The following is a 20,127-nucleotide window of genomic DNA, read 5'->3' as shown; positions in this document are numbered from 1 at the left end:
GATCTGGCGCGATCCCTGTGGGAGCGGCCTTGGCCGCGACGCGGCCGCTGCAATCCGCAGGCTTCGATTCAGGCTGCAGTCGGGGTCAGAAGACCCCTCCCACAGAACCCTCACCCGAGCCCGGGCCGTGGGTCTGGCGCACTTTACGGATGGGAGCGGTCTCGGCCGCGACGCGAGCGTCGTCATCCGGTGACCGGCTTGACCTTGCTCAAGCCGGCTCCGCCGGCGGGCGGCTATGGTGTCGCCCACACTCCGCCGGTCCGTACACCATGATGCAGTCCCCTTCCGAAGTTTCCGCCGTCACGTCGGCGGCCTCTCCGCACGCCGAGCAGTTCGCCCGCAGCGGCCTGCAGCCGTTGAAGCTGGGCGGCCGTACGCTGCTGCCCATCGTGCAGGGCGGCATGGGCGTCGGCGTGTCGGCACACCGGCTGGCAGGCACCGTGGCCCAGCACGGCGGCGTCGGCACCATTTCATCGGTCGACCTGCGCCGTCATCACCCGGACCTGATGGAACGCACGCGCGGCCTGCGCGGTGAAGACGCCAAACAGCAGATCAACGCCGCCAACGTCGAAGCCCTGCAGCGCGAGATCGCCGCAGCAAAGGAAATTTCGGGTGGTCGCGGCATGCTGGCGGTGAACGTGATGCGTGCCGTCAGCGCCTACGCCGAACATGTGAAGACCGCACTGCAGGCCGGCATCGACGCCATCGTCGTCGGCGCCGGCCTGCCGCTGGACCTTCCCGAGCTGGCGCGCGAACACCCGAAAGCGGCGCTCATCCCCATCCTGTCCGACGCGCGCGGCGTGCAACTCATCGTGCGCAAGTGGGAGCGCAAGCAGCGCGCACCGGACGCCGTGGTGCTCGAACATCCGGGCTGGGCGGCCGGCCACCTCGGCGCCGCCAAGGTCGAAGACACCAGCGACCCGCGCTTCGATTTCGAACGCGTGGTGCCGGAAACGCTGGAAGTGCTGCACAAGGCCGGTCTCGGCGGACAGGTGCCGGTCATCGTCGCCGGCGGTCTGCGCACCCACGAGGACATCCGACGCATGCAGGCGCTCGGCGCCTCGGCCGTGCAGTTCGGCACCTCGTTCGCGGTGACCGAGGAATGTGACGCCGACGACGCCTTCAAACGCGTACTGGCCGAGGCGCGCGACGAGGATCTGGTCGAATTCACCAGCGTGGCCGGTCTGCCGGCGCGCGCGGTGCGCACGCCCTGGCTGCAGAAATACCTGTCGCTGATCGACAGGACGCAGGCGGTGGCACACGCCAAGTCGCGCTGCGCCAAGAGCTTTGACTGCCTCGCCCAGTGCGGGCTGCGCGACGGCCTGATCGGATGGGGCCAGTTCTGCATCGACCACCAGCTGGCGGCCGCGCTGAAGGGTGACCTGAAGACCGGTCTTTTCTTCCGCGGCCGCGGCACCCTGCCCTTCGGCAACCAGATCCGCAGCGTGCGCGCGCTGTTCGACTACCTGCTTACGCCGGCGACCGCGGCCGCGTAAGCAGCGCGTGGATCGCCATGCCGGCGATCATCGCGGCCACGAACACCACCGCCGTCATCGACCCCATCGTCAGCGACACCAGCGCCGGCCCCGGACAGTAGCCGGCCAGCCCCCAGCCGACGCCGAATGCGAGGCTGCCCAGTAGCAGCGGCGCGTCGATGCGCGTCGCTGTCGGCAGCGCCACATCGCAGCCGGCCCAGCACTGCCGGCGCGCCTTTGCCAGCGTGAATGCCGGCAACGCGGCACCGATCGCCCCGGCCATGACCAGCGCCAGCGACGGATCCCAGTTGCCGGCCAGGTCGAGAAAGCCGACCACCTTGGTCGGGTTGGCCATGCCGGACATCAGCAGGCCGATGCCGAACAACAGCCCGGCGACGAGTGCGATCAGCGCTTGCATGATCAGGCTCCCAGCAGGTGGCGAACGACGTAGACCGTGGCGAAACCGGCGCCCATGAAAGCCAGCGTCGCCACCAGCGAGCGCGGCGACAGGCGCGACAGGCCGCACACACCGTGGCCGCTGGTACAGCCCGAACCGTAGCGCGTACCGATGCCGACCAGCAGTCCGGCGACGACCAGCATGCCGCCGCCGGCCACCGGCTGCGCCTCGGGCAATGCGGCGAACAGGCGCCACAGCAAGGGCGCGACCAGCAATCCGCCGAGGAAAGCCAGTCGCCAGGTCGTATCTGGACCACCCGGCTTGAGCAGGCCGCCGACGATGCCGCTTATGCCAGCCACCCGCCCGCTGCCCAGTATCAGCAGGGCGGCCGACAGGCCGATCAGTACGCCACCGGCCAGCGAGCTCCAGGGCGTGAAGGCGTCCCAGGCGATGCTCATCGTGTTTCTCCGTCAGGGTGGGCGCAGAAGCGCGCGTGCAGGGTCTGCATGACCGCCAGCGCGTCGTCACTGGCAATGCGGTAGTGGATGTACTTGCCGTCGCGCCGCGTATCGACCAGCCCTTCGCGGCGCAGCACGCCCAGCTGCTGCGACAGCGTGGGCTGGACGATGTCCAGCGCCTGCGCCAGCTCGCCCACCGTGTGCTCGCGCTCGGCCAGCCGGCACAGCAGCACCAGCCGGTCTTCGTGCGCCAGCACGCGCAACAGCGCGCAGGCACGCGAGGCAGAGATACGCAGGTCGTCGAGCGTGGGTGTGTCCATGGCTAACAATATATCCTTTGATATATTGTTTTTCAATAGAACGTCAGCGTCGACCCTGCGCGGGGTACTCAGCCGCCGGGCAGGTTGCGCTCGATCTGCTCGCGCAGCCGGTCCTCCTGCGCGCGCAGTTCGGGCGTCATCGCATCGCCGAAGTCGTCGGATTCGAAAATCTGCCGGATCTCGATTTCCGACTCGCCCGGCATCGGGTTGGGACAGCGTTTCACCCAGTCGATGGCCTCCTGCAGCGATGCGCATTGCCACACCCAGTAGCCGGCGATCAGCTCCTTGGTCTCGGCGAACGGGCCGTCGGTCACCTCGCGCGCGGTGCCGGAGAACCGCACGCGGGCCCCGCGCGAACTCGGGTGCAGCCCTTCGCCGCCCAGCATGACGCCGGCCTTGACCAGTTCTTCGTTGAAGCGGCCCATCTCGGTCAGCAGCGCCTCGTCCGGCATCACGCCCGCCTCGCTGTTCGCGTCGGCCTTGATCAGCACCATGAATCGCATGTCGGTCTCTCCTTCAAGTGGGTGATTGAGGGGTCTGTCGGGACGACGAAGCAGCCGCGCAGGAATCGACAACGCCGGCGCATCCGGTGAACGACTTATTGCCGGCGTCGGCCGGCGCGCCGAGCATCCGCTCATTCCTCACTTCCCCGGGCGCCACCATGATCACGCTCCGTCAGCTCTACCGCTACCCCGTAAAGGGCCTTTCCGCCGAACCGCTCGAGCGCGTCGAGCTGCGCGCCGGCGAGGGCATGCCGCTGGACCGCCTGTACGCGCTCACCAACGGCAGCTGGGACTTCGATGCCGGCAGCTACCAGCCCCGCCCGAAAACCGACTTCATCGCGCTGATGGACCACCCGGCGCTGGCCGCCCTCACCACTCACCTCGACGACGATGCGCGTCGCCTCACCGTGCGCACGCCGGATGGCCGCACGCTGCGCATCGACCTCGACGACGGCGATGCCTGCGGCTGCTTCGCCGACTTCGTCGCCCGCCACCTCGACGCCCGTTTCGAGGGCCCGCCTGCCTTCGTCGCAGGCGAGGGCTTCCGCTTCACCGACGTGAGCGTGCTGTCGCACGGCATGATGAACGCGGTATCACTGATCAACCTGGCCACGGTGCGCCGGATGAGCGAGGAATGGGGCGTGGACATCGACCCTATGCGCTTTCGCGCCAACCTCTATATCGACGGCGCCGAGCCCTGGGCGGAAGCCGGCTGGCTGGATCGCGAACTGACCATCGGCAACGTGCGCCTGAAGGCGGTCATGCGCACGCCGCGCTGCGCCGCCACCGGCGTGAACCCGCTGACGGCCATCCGGGACATGACCATTCCGGCGACCATGATGGAGCGCTACGGGCACCGCGACCTCGGCGTGTATCTGGAGGTCGTGGCGGGCGGAACGCTGGCGCCCGGTGCGGAGCTGATCGTGCCGTAGCGGCGCCAGAGCCACGGGGCTTGCGTCCGGTCAAGGCGGCGGCGACGATTGCAGGCATGCTTGCGTTATCTGCCCTGCCTGCGGAGCCCCGGACGCGATGACCGATTCCTACGAGATGCGCCTGCGTAACGCACTGCCGACGCAGCGCGCCCTTGCCTTGCTGGACGACAGCGCCCGCGACGCGCTGGCCGCTGCTGCCCGTGTCGTCGCCCTCGACGGCGAGGCGGCGGTCGATGCCGACGCGCTCTACCTGCTGCTCGACGGCCACATCGACCTGATCGATGCCGACCACGGTGGGCGCGTCGCGCTCGCGCCGGGCGAACTGTTCGGTTACGGCACCGCCGCCCGCGTACCGGAGCCGTGGACTGTGCGCGCCGACCGCGGTGCCACGGTCGCCCGCTTCGCCGCCGCCGACATCGACGCCGCCTGCGCCGCCCACCCGGCGCTGCGCGCCTTCATCGTGCCGGGCGGCAGCCCCGGCGCCGCGCCGCGCAGCAGCGACCCGCACCTGAACCTGATGACAACACCGGTGCGGGCACTGGTCAAGCGCGCGCCGATCACGCTGGCACCGGACACCACCATACGCGCGGCGGCGCAACTGATGCGCGAACAGCGCGTGTCCTCGGTGCTCATCGTCGACGAAGCCGGCCATCTTTACGGCCTGGTGACCGACCGCGACCTGCGCAACCGCGCCGTCGCCCAGGGGCTGGACATCGAGCGCCCGGTGATCGACATCGCCACCGTCGCACCGATGACGATGGACGTGCGCAAGCCCGCCTTCGACGCGCTGCTGCTGATGGCGCGCCACAACATCCACCACGTGCCGGTGGTGGACGGTGATCGCGTGGCCGGCATGATCACCGCCACCGACCTGACCGAACAGCACAGCACCTCGGCCGTCTATCTGGCCGGCGACATCTACAAGCAGACCACCGTCGAAGGACTGGCCGCCGCCGCCTCGCGCGTGCGCCAGCTGCAGCAGAACCTCGCCGCCGCCGGCGCCACCGCCTACAGCACCGGCCACATCATCACCGCGGTGACCGATGCCATCACCTGCCGGCTGGTGCAGCTGGCCGAGGCGAAATTCGGCCCGGCGCCGGTGGACTACGTGTGGGTCGCCGCCGGCTCGCAGGCGCGCAGCGAACAGACCGCGAAGTCGGATCAGGACAACTGCCTGGTGATCGACGACCGCTACGACGCGGCACTGCACGGCGACTACTTCAAGGCCTTCGCCACCTGGGTATGCGACGGCCTCGACGCCTGCGGCTACATCCACTGCCCGGGCGAAATGATGGCGATGACCGACCAGTGGCGGCAGCCGAAGGCGCGCTGGATGCAGTACTTCCGCAAATGGGTGGACCAGCCGGAGCCGAAGGCGCTCATGCTCACCTGCGTGTTCTTCGACCTGCGCGCCATCTACGGCAAGAGCGCGCTGCTCGACGAACTGCGCCGCGACGTGCTGGCGCACACACGCGACAACCGCATCTTCCTCGCCTACATGGTGGGCAATGCGCTGAGCCACACGCCACCGCTGGGTCTGTTCCGCAGCCTGTCGACGATACGCAGCGGCGACAACAAGGGCACGCTGGACCTCAAGCACAACGGCATCGTGCCTGTGGTCGACCTCGCGCGCGTCTATGCGCTGGCCGGCGGCCACGACGCGGTCAACACGCACGACCGTCTGGCCATCGCCGCCGCCAGCGGCGAAATCAGCGAACAGGCCGCACGCGACCTGCGCGACGCACTCGAATTCATCGCCACGCTGCGCATCCAGCACCAGGCCCGCCAGTTGGCCGCGGGCCTGAACGCCGACAACTTCCTGCGCCCGGACGAGCTGTCGAACTTCGAACGCAGCCAGCTGAAGGACGCCTTCAGCGTCGTGCAGTCACTGCAGAACGTGCTCGGGCAGCGCTATCAGGCGGGGCGATTCTGAACGTTACTCGAGGTTAGGTCCGCTATCCGCGGGGCGACGAAGGATCAGCAGCGGCGCGTCCAACGACGAACTGCATTTACTTGCGACCAACGTAAAGCCACGAGTACGCCAGAACCCCTCCGAACTGCGTGGAGCGCACTTGACCTCAATGAATTCGGCGCCCATCGCAAACAACCGTTGGGTGACATCGTCGGCTAGCAACTTGCCAAAGCGGCGCCCACGCAGATCGGGCCTGACTTCGAGAAGATCTATTGCAGAGCCGATCTGTTTTCGGTTGTGCACAACGAACCCGGCAACCTCGCCCTCACTGAGCGCGCAGTAGACTTCCCCATCCTGAAATGATGAGGCGATTACATCTCGGTGACAGTAAAAGCCTTCACCGAACCGCTCCTCCTCGGCCCGGAGCCAATCTAGTACTTCCGCAAGATGCTCTTTCCTAGCTTCAACGATCTTAATGTTCAATGTCTATGTCCCTGCTTCGCTTAAATGATCAGTACTTGATCCGCGCGTAATACGTTTCCTGCGCCGCCTCCATCGCCTGCCCCAGCGTGTGGATGCCCTTCTCGGCGAGCAGCGGTATCAGCTTCAGGAAGACTTCGGCGGTGACGATGGCGTCACCGAGCGCGGTGTGGCGGCCGATCACGGTGATGTTGAAGCGCTCGGCGATGGCCTCAAGCCGGTGCGACTCCTGGTTCGGGTGCACCAGCGCCGACAGCAGCAGCGTGTCGAGCACCGGCTGCTCGAAGCGCACGCCGGTGCGCGCCTCCTTCAGCTGCAGGAAACGCATGTCGAAGGCGGCGTTGTGGGCGACCAGCACGGTGTCCTGGGCGAAGGTGTGGAAGGCGGGCAGCACGCGGTCTATCGTCGGCTGGCCGGCCACCATGTCGGGCGTGATGCCGTGGATCGGGATCGATGCCGCCGGAATGCCGCGCTGCGGATCCACCAGCTGTTCGAAACTTTCCTGTCGCAGCAGCTTGCCGTTCACCACGCGGGCGGCGCCGATCTGGATGATTTCGTCGCCCTCGCCCGGGTTCAGGCCGGTGGTTTCGGTGTCGAACACGGTGTAGGCCAGTTCGGTCAGCGGACGGTCGGCCAGTTCGCGGCTCGATTCGGTGGCGCGGAACAGGTCGAAGTCGTAGTACTCGGGCCGGCTGCCCTGCGGCACGAAGGTCGCAACGTCGAGCTGTTCGCGTTCGCTGGCCAGCGGCAGCAGGAAGCGGAAGAAGGCGCGGTGGCGCACCCGTTCGCGTTCCAGCCAGAACTCGCCGCCGTGCCGCTCGACCACGTCGCGCACCGACAGCGGCGAGCGCTCGCCGCCGGCCGTCATCGCATCCATCTGCCAGCTCATGACGGTTTCGGTACTCATGGTCTGACCCTGCCAGATCAGGTCGAGGTGGGCGCGGTTGTCCTGCGGCGCGGCGGCCAGCCTGAGCATGACGACGCGGATGTCGTACTCGTCGGCCAGCCGCTCGGCCAGACAGGCCAGCGCCTGCAGCAGTGAAAAGCTGTCGACCTTGAGCCACAGCGTCGTGTCGATGTCGTCCAGTTGCACGCGCGGACCCTTCACCGCCTCGATGCGGCGCATTGCCGCCGACAGCAGATCGGCGCCCAGCATGTCCTCCAGCGGCCAGCGCGCCTTCAGACCGCGCGTCGCTTCGTCGGCCAGATCGCGGATGCGCTGGCTCATCGCACCGACCTCGTCGCGGATGACGCCGTGGAAGCGCTCGCGCATGGACGGCTCTAGGTCGGGGTAGTCCAGCATGTCGATCGCCGCCTGCATATTGGCGAGCGAGGCGCGACTGCCTTCGGTCAGCCCGAGCAGCAGGCGGTCGCGCACGGAATCCTCCTCGAAGTCGCGCGTGATGTTGTCCAGCATCAGCACGAAGCCGCTGATCGCACTGTCGCCGTCGTCGCCGCTGCGCACCGGCGTCATCTGCGCGCGCAGCAGCTGGCCGGCACGCGTGGTGGTGACGAACTGCGCCGACGGACTGGCCACCCCGCGCTGCATGCGCTGGCCGATGTTCTCCAGCGCGTGGGCCACCAGTTTGCGGTCGAACACGGTGTAGATCGAGCGGCCGAGGCCGATCAGTTCGGCGCCGTCGGCCAGGCGCGGCGCATCGGACAGCGCACGGAACTGCAGCCGCGCGCGGTTGTTGTAGAGCAGGATGCGACCGTCGAGATTGCACACGACGACCGACTGCGTCAGCTCCGACATCAGCGCGGCGAGCCGGCTGCGTTCCTGTTCGACGTTGCGGCTGGCGGCGCGCACCTGTTCGGCGATGTCGGCGCGCAGCCGCGCACGCTGCTCGACAAAGCCGGCGATGACGTCGGCCAGCGCACGATTCTCGGCGTCGCCCTGCGGCGTCAGCGTGCGTTCGGCATCGGTGCCGAGCACGATGCGCGCCTCGTCCACCAGCCGCGCCGGCGCGACGATGTAGCGGCGGTAGAGCTGGTTCAGCCCGGCCGCGGCCAGCATCAGCACGAACAGCAGCGTCATCAGCGCCAGCGGCATGCGCCCGCCGAGCAGGGCCAGCACGGTGTCGCGTTCGGCGGCGTCCAGCGTGGACAGCAGCAGCAGACAGGTCACCACCGCCCACAGCAGCAGCAGGCCGGCCAGCGCCGCCAGCACCTGCCAGAAGCGGCGGTCGGGACGGCGGTTCGGATTCATCCGAGCATCTCGCGCACCTTCTGCACCAGTTCCCGCGTGGAGAAGGGTTTGGTCATGTAGGCGTCGGCGCCGAGCGCGAGGCCCTTGGCGACGTCGGTGTCGCGCCCCTTGGCCGTCAGCATCAGGATGCGCACGCCGCGCAGCGCGTCGTCGGCGCGCACTTCCTGACACACTTCGAAGCCGCTCTTGCCGGGCATCATCACGTCGAGCAGTACCAGTTCGGGCTGCTGTTCGCGGATGGCGGCCAGCGCCTCGACGCCGTCGCGCGCCACGCTGACGTCGAAGCCTTCGCGCTTCATCAGGAATTCGAGAGAGACGAGGATGTTCGGCTCGTCGTCGGCAATCAGTATCTTGCTGCTCACTGGGGAGCTCCTCCTTGCTGTCCGCCCTGCACGGGGTTTGCGGTCGGATTGTCGGGTGCCTTCGGGCCCTCTTGTATCTGCCACGGTAGATGGAAGGCGAAGCAGGCGCCTTGGCCTGCATCAGATTCCAGCCACATTCTGCCGCCGAAGTGCTCGACGATCTGCCGGCTGATCGGCAGGCCGAGCCCGGTGCCCTGCGGCCGGTTCACCCCGTCGCCGCCCTGACGGAACTTCTCGAACACCAGCGCGTGCTCGGCCACCGGCACACCCGGACCGTTGTCGCGCACTTCGACCGTGATACCGCTCTCGTCGCTGCGCATGCGCACGTGGATGCGACCGCTGCCGCGCGGCACGAACTTGGCGGCGTTGGACAGCAGGTTCAGCAACACCTGGGTGAGTCGATCGGGGTCGGCCCGCAGCGTCGCCACGGCGGCTGGTGCCTCCAGCGTCACTTCGGCGCCGCGCTCGCGGAACACCTCGTGCGTCGTTTCGATCGCCTTCACCACCAGCGCCCGCAGATCGACGTCGGCGGTATGCCATTCGGCGTGGCCGGATTCGATCTTGGCCATGTCCAGCACCTGGTTCACCAGACGGCTCAGGCGCTCGGTCTCGGCCACCACGATGCCGAGGAAGTGCTGGCGCTGCGCGGTGTCCATCTGCGGGTCGTCCACCATCAGTTCGGACAGTGCGCGGATCGAGGTCAGCGGCGTGCGCAGTTCGTGCGTGACCGAGGACATGAAGTCGTCCTTCAACCGGTCCAGGCTCTTCAGCTGCTCGTTGGCGGCGCGCAGTTCGGCGGTAGCGCGCTCCAGCGACTGCGACTTCTCCTCCAGCGCATGCGAATACGCGCGAAGCTGCGACGCTTCGTCGAGGATGCGCATCACGTCGTCGAGGTCCAGCGCCTCTTCCTCCACCACCGACGCGACCATCACGCGCGCAGAGGCGCTGCCGATGGCGCCGGCGAGCTGGGTTTCGACGAACTGCACGAGGCGCGCATCCGGCTTGATCTCGTCCACGCCGGCCACGCCGCTGGCGGCGGCGTAGTCCTCGAACAGCTTCTGCGCGCGCGCCGCACCAAGAAAGCGCGCGACCAGCGGCAACAGGTCGGCCACCTGCGCGCGCCCGCGCCAGAACACCGGCCGGCTGCCTTCGGTCCGTTCGAACACATCGACGAACAGCAGCGCCTGGCTGGTTTCCGCCGCCGACGGCGTGCGCCACAGCGACACGCCGACATAGGCGCCGATATTGGCGAGAAGGCTCCAGAACAGCGAATGCGTCAGGTTGTCGAGGCCGGCCAGGCCGAACAGCTGTTCCGGCTTCAGCAGCTCGATGTCCCACGGACCGTGCGCGATGAACCCTGCATCCATCCAGCCGGACTTGGCGATGGACGGCAGCATCAGCGTCCATGCCCACAGCGCGAAACCGGCGGTCAGCCCGGCGAGCGCGCCGCCGCGAGTGCCGCCCTTCCAGTACATGCCACCGAGCGCGGCCGGCGCGAACTGCGCCACCGCGGCGAAGCTGATCAGGCCGATGCTCACCAGTGCGTAGGCCTCGCCGGCGACGTGGAAGTAGATGTAGCCGAGCAGCATGACGCCGACGATGGCTGCGCGCCGGATGCCGAGCAGGATGCCGGTGAGGTCACCGGCGGCGCGGGCGCCGAAGCGACGGGTGCGCAGCAGCAGCGGCATCACCAGGTCGTTGCACACCATGGTCGACACCGCGGTGGTTTCGACGATGACCATGCCGGTCGCCGCCGACAGCCCGCCGATGAAGGCGAACAGTGCGAGCGCGTGCCAGCCGCGGTCGAGCGGCAGCGACAGCACGAAGCTCTCCGCATTCATGTTGCCGGCGCCGAAGTGCAGCAGGCCGCCGAGCGCGATCGGCAGCACGAACACATTGATCAGCAGCAGGTAGAGCGGGAATACCCACACGGCGCGGCGCAGGTGGCGCTCGTTCACATTCTCGACCACCATCACCTGGAACTGGCGCGGCAGGAACACGACCGACAGCATCGACAGCACGGTCAGCGCGAACCACTGTTCGTAGGCGAAGGGGCGGCCCTGCTGCTCCAGACCGAGCAGCGGCGCGAGGTCCGGGTTGTCGAGTGCGCGCCCGAACAGGTCGGCCGGGCCGTCGAACAGCGACCAGCAGACGAAGCTGCCGACGGCGATGAAGGCGATCAGCTTCACCACCGATTCGAAGGCAATGGCCGCCACCATGCCCTCGTGACGTTCGGTGGTGTCGAGGTGGCGGGTACCGAACACCATGGTGAAACCGGCCAGCGCGAGCGCGACGTAGAGCGTGCTGTCGCGCCACCAGTCGGACGGGCTGCCGACCGCCTCGCCCGGCACCGTGGTCATCACCGCGTAGCCGCTTGCGATGGCCTTCAGCTGCAGCGCGATATACGGAACGATGCCGACCACGGTGATCAGCGTCACCAGTCCGGCCAACGTCGGGCTCTTGCCGTAGCGACTGGCAACGAAGTCGGCGATCGACGTGATGCGGTAGCTGCGCGCGATGCGGATCATCTTGCGCACCACCATCCAGGCCAGAATCATCGCCAGCGTCGGGCCGAGATAGATGGGCAGGAACCACACGCCTGAGGTCGACGCGCGGCCGACGCTGCCGAAATAGGTCCACGCGGTGCAATAGACCGCCATCGAGGCGGCATACACCCAAGCGTTGTCGATGACCGAGCGCCCCTGTTGCGCGCGGTGGTCGCCGTACCAGGCGACCGCGAACAGCAGCAGCAGGTAGGCGAAGGACGCACCGACCAGCAGCGGCGCAGACAGCACGGCTAGCGCTCCGTGCGCTCGATCACCAGCGCGAGCAGCGCGATCAGCGCACCCCACACCAGGAACAGCGCGGTCGGGAACAGCGGCAGGCCGAACAGCAGCGCGTGCCGGTCCCACAGTGCCAGCAGCGGGAAGTTGAACAGCAGCAGGGCCGCGGCGAACAGCCCGATCAGTCGCTGCGAACGGATCGGCGTGTTCATGGCAGAGCGGCTCAGACCGCCTTTTTGGTGCCGTTCATGTGTGCGTGCCGGCCCAGTGCGAAACTCGTGAAGAACTTGCACCAGATGGTCGTGCCAGCGATGGCGCTCCACTGTTCATAGCTCAGCGTGCCGGTGACGACGCCGCCGATGACGAACAGGATGACGATGCCGCCGATGCCGTTGATCGTCAGCTCATAGGGCGCCCAGCGGGCTGCGTCGGGCGGCGGTTCGCCGCGCTTGAGCGCGACCTCTGAAAAATCCCGCTTGACCAGGATGCGCCAGCAGCGGCGCAGCCAGAAGAAAGCGATCGGGAACAGCGCGAGAAAAAGTATCCACGTCATTGCGACGCCGATGTCGAACACCATGCTGTGTCTCCTCCCCCGCCTCTGCCGCGCGCAACGGCACGACGGGTGTATCAGTGAAAAGGCCCCGCCAGAACGGCTGGCAGGGCCTCTCATTAAACCACCGGCGCGGCGGCGCCGCGCCGGTTTGTGCTGCGAGTGGTCGGAACTCAGTGAGCGCCGTCCACCACCTTCGAACCGCGCGGGATGCGCACGGATTCGACCATGTGCTGGATGTGCTCCGGCGGCTCCTTGGTCACCTTGTCGACCAGGAAGGCGACGATGAAGTTCACCAGCGCACCGACCGCACCGAAGGCTTCCGGCGTGATGCCGAAGAAGGCATTCGCGCCACCGATCATGTCGACGAAGTCCGTGCCCTTGATGAAGAAGATGCCCTTGTGCGCGAACACATAGAACAGCGTGACCGCGAGACCCGCCAGCATGCCGGCGATGGCGCCTTCCTTGTTCATCTTCTTCGAGAAGATGCCCATCATGATGGCCGGGAACAGCGACGATGCCGCGATACCGAAGGCCAGCGCCACGGTACCTGCCGCGAAGCCCGGCGGATTCAGACCGAGATAGCCCGAAATCACGATGGCCACCGCCATGGCGATCTTGCCCGCCAGCAGTTCGCCCTTCTCACTGATGTTGGGATTGAACACGCCCTTGACCAGGTCATGCGACACGGCGGACGAAATCGCCATCAGCAGACCGGCAGCGGTCGACAGTGCGGCAGCCAGACCACCGGCAGCCACCAGCGCGATCACCCAGTTCGGCAGCAGCGCGATTTCCGGATTGGCCAGCACGATGATGTCGGCGTTCACCGTCAGCTCGTTGCCCTTCCAGCCGGCGGCTTCGGCCTTGGCCTTCGCCTGGTCGCTCTTGGTCTTGTCGTCGTAGTACTGGATGCGGCCGTCGCCGTTCTTGTCTTCCCACTTCAGAAGACCGGTCTTTTCCCAGCGCTTCATCCAGTCCGGACGGTCCTCGTTCTTGATGCTGGACTCGACGGCGTACAGGTCGCCATTGGTCTTCACCGCGGTATTGACCGTGCCGTGCAGGTTCATCTTGGCCATCGCGGCAACGGCCGGAGCGGTCGTGTAGAGGATGGCGATGAACACCAGCGCCCAGCCGGCCGACGAGCGTGCGTCCTTGACCGTCGGAACGGTGAAGAAGCGCATGATCACGTGCGGCAGACCGGCGGTACCGATCATCAGCGACAGGGTGTAGACGAACATGTTGAGCGTCGAGCCCGCTGTGGTCGTCGTGTATTGGCCGAAGCCCAGTTCGGTCACCACCTGGTCGAGCTTGGCCAGCAGCGACACGTCGGTGCCGCTCAGCGTGCTGCCCAGACCCAGTTGCGGGAGCGGGTTGCCGGTGAACTGCAGCGAGATGAAGATTGCCGGGATGGTGTAGGCCAGGATGAGCACGATGTACTGCGCCACCTGGGTGTAGGTGATGCCCTTCATGCCGCCGAACACCGCGTACAGGAACACGATGGCCTGGCCAACGTAGATACCGGTGTCGCTGGACACGTTCAGGAAGCGCGAGAACGCCACACCGACGCCGGTCATCTGACCGATGATGTAGGTGGTCGAGGCGGTCAACAGGCAGATCACGGCCACGGTCGAGGCCGACTTCGAGTAGAAGCGGTCGCCGATGAACTGCGGCACCGTGAACTTGCCGAACTTGCGCAGGTACGGCGCCAGCAGCATGGCCAGCAGCACGTATCCGCCGGTCCAGCCCATCAGGAAGAGGCCGCCGCCGTAACCCATGTTGGCGATCAGGCCGGCCATCGAGATGAAGGACGCAGCCGACATCCAGTCGGCGGCGGTTGCCATGCCGTTGGTGATCGGATGCACGCTGCCGCCGGCGGCGTAGAACTCGCTGGTCGAACCGGCACGCGCCCAGATGGCGATGCCGATGTAGAGCGCGAAGCTCAGACCGACAACGATGTAGATGGTTGTTTGAAGGTCCATGTGATCAATCCTCGTGAACGTCGAACTGGCGGTCGATGTCACCCATCTTTTTCGCGTAGTAGAAAATCAGCGCGATGAAGATGTAGATCGAACCCTGTTGGGCGAACCAGAAGCCGAGCGGGTAGCCGCCCAGGTGGATGCCGTTGAGTGCGTCAGCGAACAGGATGCCTGCGCCGAACGAGACTGCGAACCAGATGATCAGGATCCTGGTCAGCAGTCCCAGCGTGGCTTTCCAGTAGCCTTGGCTGTTACTGTCCATGGGTACTCCTCCTCCTGTGTTTATGAACAACCCGGTTTATCCAGCCTGCCGGATGGTGTCCGGCAGCCCCGCGCCCGGGCGCCTTGAGTGCAGCGTGGCGGATGCTAGGGAGCGAACCTTACGGCAAGCTTATAAATGCACCGCCCGCAGCCGCTTATTTTTTGTGCACCGCAACCTGCGAGCCGCGTCGGCGCTGGGTTCCGCGCCACCCCTCGAATACGCCGCGGAATACGCACGTCATCAAGGCAGCCCTCTTCCCCTCAGGCAGGCCGCTGTTATCGATGCGACGAGGCGACGGCGACCTTGCGGCCGCGAAGATGTCCGGCGTGCCGACGGAACGACCGCGCGCGCACTTGTCCGAAGTCATGTGCAGTGCAACAGGAACGCCGTAAGATTGGTCGCGTAAGGTTTCCCGTTCACCCGAAGTGCTTCCGGCAAGGCCATGACCGCATACATCCCTCCGCTCTACGGCAAGAAAGGCCTCGTCGTCGGTCTCGCCAACGATCGCAGCATTGCCTGGGGCTGCGCCCAGGCGGCGCACGCCCAGGGCGCCGATCTGGTGCTGTCCTGCCTCAATGACAAGGCGGCGCACTACGTTGCGCCGTTGGCCGACCGGATCGCGTCGCCGCTCTTTACCTGCGACGTGGAGAAGGACGGTGACCTGGAAGCATTGGTCGCCGCCACGATCGACCACCTCGGTCGCCTCGATTTCGTCATCCACTCGATCGCCTGGGCGCCGCTGCAGGACCTGCACGGCCGCGTGATCGACAGTTCGAGCGCCGGCTTCGCGCGGGCGATGGATATTTCCTGCCACAGCTTCGCCGCCCTGGCCCGCCTGTGCGCACCGCACATGGGCGCTGGCGGCAGCCTGGTCACGATGTCCTATCTCGGCGCCGACGAGGCGGTGCCGAACTACGGCCTGATGGGGCCGGTCAAGGCCGCGCTGGAATCCATGGTGCGCTACATGGCGATGGAACTCGGCCCGGCCGGTATCCGCGTGCATGCGGTGTCGCCCGGCCCGATCCTGACGCGCGCCGCCTCGGGCATCGCCGACTTCGACGAACTGATGGACAGCGCCGTGCGCAAGTCGCCGCTCGGCCGCCTGGTCACGCTGGAAGAAATCGCCGGGCTGACCACCTTCCTGTGTTCGGACGCCGCCTCCGGCATGACCGGGCAGACTCTCTACGTCGATGCCGGCTATCACGCCGTCGACTGAACCGCCATCCGACAGGGCTTCCGCATGGACACCGCACAGCACGACACGCCGCAACCCGAGTGGATCGAGAACATCACCTACGACGAACTGACGATAGGCCAGAGCGCGCGCCTGCTGCGCACGCTGACGCTGGCCGACATCCAGGCCTTCGCCGCGGTGTCCGGCGACACCAACCCGGCCCACATGAATCCGGAATACGCCGAGGAAACGCTGTTCCACGGCGTGATCGCGCACGGCATGTGGGGCGGCGCGCTGATTTCGGCGCTGCTCGGCACGCAGTTCCCCGGCCCCGGCACCATCTACCTCGAACAGGTGCTGCATTTCACCAAGCCGGTGCGCATCGGCGACACGCTGGCGGTGACCGCCACCGTGATCAGCAAGGACGACGCAAAGAAGCGGGTCGAGCTTGACTGCCAGGTGGTTAATCAGAAGGGTGACCGTGTGCTGCATGGCACCGCCCGCGTGCTGGCGCCGACGCAGAAGGTTCGGCTGGAGCATGTGCGCGCACCGCAGATCCGGCTTTTCGATCCGGAAGCGCGCTTCCGCGAACTGCTGGCGCTCGGCGACGGCATTCCGCCGGTGCGCTGCGGCGTGGTGCATCCCTGTGACGTCGAGTCGCTGAGCGGCGCGATGGACTCCGCCCGCCACGGCCTGATCATTCCGGTACTGATCGGGCCGGAGGCGCGCATCCGCCACATCGCGGCCGAAGCAGGCATCGACCTCAATGCCGCCGAGATCGTTGGCGTGCCGCACAGCCACGCGGCCGCCGACAAGGCCGCCGACATGGCGGCGGCGGGCGAGGTCGACATCCTGATGAAGGGCAGCCTGCACACCGACGAAATGATCCACGCCGTGCTGTCGCGCCCGGCGCTGCGCACCGGTCGCCGCATGTCGCATGTGTTCCGCTTCGATGTGCCGCTGTACAGCAAGCCGCTGCTGATCACCGACGCCGCACTGAACATCCGGCCGTCGCTGATCGAGAAGGTCGACATCGTGCAGAACGCGATCGACTTCGCGCGCATCCTCGGCGTGAAGCAGCCCAAGGTGGCCGTGCTGTCGGCGGTCGAAACAGTCAATCCGAACATCCCGTCGACGCTGGACGCCGCCGCGCTGTGCAAGATGGCCGACCGCGGCCAGATCACTGGCGGTCTGCTCGACGGTCCGCTGGCTTTCGACAACGCCATCTCCGCGCGCGCGGCGCAGGTGAAGCACATCCAGTCGCCGGTCGCCGGTGATGCCGACATCCTCGCGGTGCCGGATCTGGAGAGCGGCAACATGCTGGCCAAGCAGCTGGAATACCTCGGCGGCGCCAGCGGCTCGGGCCTGGTGCTCGGCGCCCGCGTGCCGATCGCGCTGACCAGCCGCGCCGACGGGCCGATGACCCGCGTCGCCTCAGCACTGCTGGCGCTGCTCGCCGCCCACAACGCGCGTCGCGACCATCCGCGCGAAGCGTGGTCGCAACACTGAGCGAGGCAAGCACGATGGCCATACTGTCGGTCAACGCCGGCTCGTCCACGCTGAAGTTCTCCATCCACCCGCTGCGCGACGGCGAGGTGCAGGCCAGCCTGCTCACCGGCAGCATCCAGGGTCTGGAGCCTGGCGGCACGCCGGACATGGGCTGGACGCTGAACGGTCAGCGCGACCGGCGTTCGCTTGAGGCCAGCGACGCGCCCTTCACCGCCGCGCTGGCCGGGCTGCGCGAGCTGCTGGACGGCGAAGCCGGCCTCCCGGCGATCGAAGCGGTGTCGCACCGTGTGGTTCATGGCGGGCGCGATTTCCGCGACAGCGTCGTCGTCACCGACGACATCCTGGCCCGGCTGAGCCGGCTCGATTCGCTGGCGCCGCTGCACCAGCCGCACAATGTCGCCGGCATCCGCGCTTTCCGTGAGGCCTTCCCGACGCTGCCGCAGATCGCCTGCTTCGATACCGCCTTCCACGCCGACCTGCCCGAGGTGGCCAGCCGCTTCGCGCTGCCGCGCGCACTGCACGACGACGGCGTGCGCCGCTACGGCTTTCACGGCCTGTCCTACCAGTACATCATGGGCACGCTGCAGCGGCACTCGCCACGCGCAAGCGGCCGCGTGCTGATGGCCCACCTCGGCAACGGTGCCAGTCTGTGCGCCGCCGTCGGCGGCCGCAGCCAGGCCACGACCATGGGCTTCTCTGCACTGGACGGTCTGATGATGGGCACACGCAGCGGCGCGCTCGATGCCGGCGTGCTGCTCTATCTGATGGAACAGGGCTGGGACCACGACCGGCTGCAGTCACTGCTGTACCGGCAGAGCGGCCTGCTCGGCGTGTCCGGCCTGTCGGCCGACATGCGCCGGCTGCGCGCCGACGGCGGCACGGCTTCGCGCGAGGCGGTCGAGCTGTTCACCTACCGCATCGTGCGGGAAGCGGGCGCGATGGCCGCCTGCATTGGCGGCCTCGACCTGATCGCCTTCAGCGGCGGCATCGGCGAACACGACGCGACGCTGCGCGCCGACGTGTGCGCCGCGCTCGCGTGGATGGGCGTACGCGTGGATGACGGACGCAACGCCGCGGCCACCGGCGACGCGGTAAGGCGCATCGACACCGGCGACGGCGGCATCGAAGTGTGGGTCGTGCCGACCGACGAAGGCCGCGTCGCCGCACAGGCGGCTGCGGCCCTGATCGCGGCGCGCTGACTCAAGAAAACGCTGGGCCGCTCCCGAGTTTTCTTGCCCCCCTCGGGGGGCCTGACGCGAAGCGGCAGGTCTGGGGGCGCTCAGCCGCGCTGGCGGAAGGTGACGTAATAGACGCCGGCCACCAGGATGCTGCCGCCGACGATGTTGCCCAGCGTGGCGGCTAGCAGGTTGGACAGCATGCCATCCACGGTGAGGCCGGACAGGTCGACACCCGCCGGCGCAACGCCGCCGGCATGCAGCAGCATGCCCATCGGGATGAAATACATATTGGCGATGCAGTGCTCGAAACCGGCGGCAACGAAGGCCGACACCGGAAAGACGATGGCCAGCACCTTGTCGGTCACGCTGCGCCCTGCGGTAGCGAGCCACACGGCGAGGCAGACCAGCGCGTTGCACAGGACGCCCTTCATGAACACGGTGGTGAAGGAACTGCCGGTCTTGCCGGCCGCCACCTTCACATAGGCTTCGGCCACCGCGCCGCCATTCATGTCGGTGTGGTGCGACAGCATCACCAGCGCCACCATGCCCAGCGCACCGACCGCGTTCGTCACGTAGACGATGGCCCAGTTGCGCGCCAGCAGGCTGAACGGAATGCGCCCCTCGGCCCAGGCCATGACCAGGAAATTGTTGCCGGTGAACAGTTCGGCGCCAGCCACCGCCACCAGTATCAGGCCGAGCGAGAAAGCCAGGCCGCCGAGCAGCCGGGTCAGCGCGAAGCCGAGCGAGGCGTCGCTGGCGACCAGCGTGAAATAGAGCGCGCCGAAGCTGATGAAGGCGCCGGCCAGGATGCCCAGCATGGCCATCGTGCGCAGCGGCAGATTGGCCTTGACGACGCCGATGTTCTCGACCTTTTCCGCGATCTCCTTCGGCGAGTACAGATCGATACCCAGATTGCTGGCCATGCGGATGCTCCTCTCTGTTGTTCTCTGTGCGTTCTGACCCGTCTCCTGCGGGCAGCCGACAGTGTAGGATGTGGTCCTTGCTGCCGGTAGAGCCGGCAGTCGTGGACAGCCCGTCTGTACCGCGAGCGGAACACCCTCCAGCCGAATCAGCCTGACGCACAGTGCGCGCGAACAACCTTCCGCGCCTGCGCCCCGCCGGACCACCCGTCACGGCCAAGCGTCGCCGGGGAATCGCAATACCGCGTGCGCACGCACCGGGATTCCTCGTCAGCCCAAGAACCTGACGGAGACAACCGAATGAAGAGCCGCCTCACCCTCACGCTCGACGACGCGAAGCAGATCGCTGCCGCCGCCGAGGCCGAAGCACTGAAACGCAACTGGCCGGTCACCATTGCCATCGTCGACGACGGCGGCAACCTGATGTGGCTGCAACGGCTCGACGGCGCACCGCCGATGAGCACCCAGATCGCCCCCGAGAAGGCCCGCACCTGCGCGCTGGCGCGCAAGCCGAGCAAGGCAATCGAGGACGTCGTGAACAGCGGCCGTCTGGCCGCGCTGCGCATGCCGGTACTGCCGCTGGAAGGCGGCGAAATGATCATTGTCGATGGGGAATGCGTCGGCGGCGTCGGCGTATCCGGCGTCAAGTCGAGCGAGGACGCCATCGTCGCCCGCGCCGGCATCGCCGCCATCGGCGCCAGCTGGGAAATTCCGCTCTGACCACCGG

Annotated in this window: 20 protein-coding genes; 7 read left to right on the top strand and 13 right to left on the bottom strand. The window is 67.3% G+C overall.

Translation table 11 applies throughout. From position 1 onward, the window contains the following. Positions 1-269 precede the first annotated feature (269 nt). The gene (locus METFAM1_RS0115625) at positions 270-1,496 is read left to right on the top strand and encodes an NAD(P)H-dependent flavin oxidoreductase (protein ID WP_019916339.1); all 1,227 of its coding nucleotides are present in this window, start codon (positions 270-272) and stop codon (positions 1,494-1,496) included. Here METFAM1_RS0115625 and METFAM1_RS0115620 read toward each other — a convergent pair. From METFAM1_RS0115620 to METFAM1_RS0115605, 4 genes are all read right to left on the bottom strand, one after another. Next, a complete protein-coding gene (locus METFAM1_RS0115620) occupies positions 1,471-1,893 on the bottom strand; it encodes a DUF6691 family protein (RefSeq protein WP_019916338.1) in 423 nt (140 codons plus the stop codon). The genes METFAM1_RS0115625 and METFAM1_RS0115620 overlap by 26 nt on opposite strands. Positions 1,894-1,895: 2 nt before the next feature. Next, positions 1,896-2,330 (bottom strand): YeeE/YedE family protein, encoded by a 435-nt coding sequence (locus METFAM1_RS0115615; RefSeq protein ID WP_019916337.1) that lies wholly within the window; start codon positions 2,328-2,330, stop codon positions 1,896-1,898. Continuing rightward, complete coding sequence (locus tag METFAM1_RS0115610) at positions 2,327-2,650, bottom strand: ArsR/SmtB family transcription factor (RefSeq protein ID WP_019916336.1); 324 nt, start codon at positions 2,648-2,650, stop codon at positions 2,327-2,329. The genes METFAM1_RS0115615 and METFAM1_RS0115610 overlap by 4 nt, the downstream gene beginning before the upstream one ends. A gap of 68 nt (positions 2,651-2,718) precedes the next feature. Beyond that, entirely contained in the window at positions 2,719-3,153 is a 435-nt protein-coding gene (locus METFAM1_RS0115605) for a YciI family protein (protein ID WP_019916335.1), read from the bottom strand. Between the two features lie 158 nt (positions 3,154-3,311). On the opposite strand from METFAM1_RS0115605, the gene METFAM1_RS0115600 reads away from it, so the two are divergent. Together METFAM1_RS0115600 and METFAM1_RS0115595 are read left to right on the top strand one after the other, a co-directional pair. Beyond that, entirely contained in the window at positions 3,312-4,085 is a 774-nt protein-coding gene (locus METFAM1_RS0115600) for an MOSC domain-containing protein (protein ID WP_019916334.1), read from the top strand. A gap of 97 nt (positions 4,086-4,182) precedes the next feature. Further along, positions 4,183-6,018 (top strand): putative nucleotidyltransferase substrate binding domain-containing protein, encoded by a 1,836-nt coding sequence (locus METFAM1_RS0115595; protein ID WP_019916332.1) that lies wholly within the window; start codon positions 4,183-4,185, stop codon positions 6,016-6,018. A 3-nt stretch (positions 6,019-6,021) separates the two neighbouring features. Here METFAM1_RS0115595 and METFAM1_RS0115590 read toward each other — a convergent pair whose 3' ends face one another. From METFAM1_RS0115590 to METFAM1_RS0115555, 8 genes are all read right to left on the bottom strand, one after another. After that, positions 6,022-6,480, bottom strand: a complete 459-nt coding sequence (locus METFAM1_RS0115590; protein WP_019916330.1) for a GNAT family N-acetyltransferase — start codon at positions 6,478-6,480, stop codon at positions 6,022-6,024. 28 nt (positions 6,481-6,508) lie between these two features. Beyond that, a complete protein-coding gene (locus tag METFAM1_RS0115585; protein ID WP_019916329.1) occupies positions 6,509-8,686 on the bottom strand; it encodes a 3'-5' exonuclease in 2,178 nt (725 codons plus the stop codon). Continuing rightward, complete coding sequence (locus METFAM1_RS0115580; RefSeq protein WP_019916328.1) at positions 8,683-9,048, bottom strand: response regulator transcription factor; 366 nt, start codon at positions 9,046-9,048, stop codon at positions 8,683-8,685. The genes METFAM1_RS0115585 and METFAM1_RS0115580 overlap by 4 nt, the downstream gene beginning before the upstream one ends. Next, on the bottom strand, positions 9,045-11,843 hold the full coding sequence (locus tag METFAM1_RS0115575; RefSeq protein WP_019916327.1) for a sensor histidine kinase: 2,799 nt from the start codon (positions 11,841-11,843) through the stop codon (positions 9,045-9,047). Before METFAM1_RS0115575 ends, METFAM1_RS0115580 begins: the two co-directional genes overlap by 4 nt. 2 nt (positions 11,844-11,845) lie before the next feature. Further along, complete coding sequence (locus METFAM1_RS0115570; RefSeq protein ID WP_019916326.1) at positions 11,846-12,043, bottom strand: hypothetical protein; 198 nt, start codon at positions 12,041-12,043, stop codon at positions 11,846-11,848. An 11-nt stretch (positions 12,044-12,054) separates the two neighbouring features. Beyond that, positions 12,055-12,408: a hypothetical protein gene (locus METFAM1_RS0115565; RefSeq protein WP_019916325.1), complete on the bottom strand. Its 354-nt coding sequence runs from the start codon at positions 12,406-12,408 to the stop codon at positions 12,055-12,057. Positions 12,409-12,554: 146 nt separating this feature from the next. Beyond that, a complete protein-coding gene (locus tag METFAM1_RS0115560) occupies positions 12,555-14,360 on the bottom strand; it encodes a sodium:solute symporter family protein (RefSeq protein ID WP_019916324.1) in 1,806 nt (601 codons plus the stop codon). 4 nt (positions 14,361-14,364) lie between these two features. Beyond that, entirely contained in the window at positions 14,365-14,619 is a 255-nt protein-coding gene (locus METFAM1_RS0115555) for a DUF4212 domain-containing protein (RefSeq protein WP_019916323.1), read from the bottom strand. A 442-nt stretch (positions 14,620-15,061) separates the two neighbouring features. On the opposite strand from METFAM1_RS0115555, the gene fabI reads away from it, so the two are divergent. From fabI to METFAM1_RS0115540, 3 genes are read left to right on the top strand one after another with little or no spacing between them, the layout of a single operon-like run. Next, positions 15,062-15,835: an enoyl-ACP reductase FabI gene (gene fabI / locus METFAM1_RS0115550; protein WP_019916322.1), complete on the top strand. Its 774-nt coding sequence runs from the start codon at positions 15,062-15,064 to the stop codon at positions 15,833-15,835. Between the two features lie 24 nt (positions 15,836-15,859). Next, on the top strand, positions 15,860-17,302 hold the full coding sequence (locus tag METFAM1_RS0115545; protein WP_019916321.1) for a bifunctional enoyl-CoA hydratase/phosphate acetyltransferase: 1,443 nt from the start codon (positions 15,860-15,862) through the stop codon (positions 17,300-17,302). Between the two features lie 14 nt (positions 17,303-17,316). Further along, positions 17,317-18,501 carry an acetate/propionate family kinase gene (locus METFAM1_RS0115540; protein ID WP_019916320.1) on the top strand — a complete coding sequence of 395 codons (1,185 nt, stop codon included), beginning with the start codon at positions 17,317-17,319 and terminating at the stop codon, positions 18,499-18,501. A gap of 80 nt (positions 18,502-18,581) precedes the next feature. On the opposite strand, the gene METFAM1_RS0115535 is transcribed toward METFAM1_RS0115540, so the two are convergent. Beyond that, positions 18,582-19,403 (bottom strand): formate/nitrite transporter family protein, encoded by an 822-nt coding sequence (locus tag METFAM1_RS0115535; protein ID WP_019916319.1) that lies wholly within the window; start codon positions 19,401-19,403, stop codon positions 18,582-18,584. A gap of 297 nt (positions 19,404-19,700) precedes the next feature. Here METFAM1_RS0115535 and METFAM1_RS0115530 point away from each other — a divergent pair, with 297 nt between their 5' ends. Next, positions 19,701-20,120, top strand: a complete 420-nt coding sequence (locus tag METFAM1_RS0115530) for a GlcG/HbpS family heme-binding protein (RefSeq protein ID WP_019916318.1) — start codon at positions 19,701-19,703, stop codon at positions 20,118-20,120. Positions 20,121-20,127: the final 7 nt, after the last annotated feature.

The sequence above is a fragment of the Methyloversatilis discipulorum genome, from assembly GCF_000527135.1.
GTDB classification, from domain to species: domain Bacteria; phylum Pseudomonadota; class Gammaproteobacteria; order Burkholderiales; family Rhodocyclaceae; genus Methyloversatilis; species Methyloversatilis discipulorum.
This window is presented reverse-complemented; position numbering and strand designations above follow the sequence as displayed.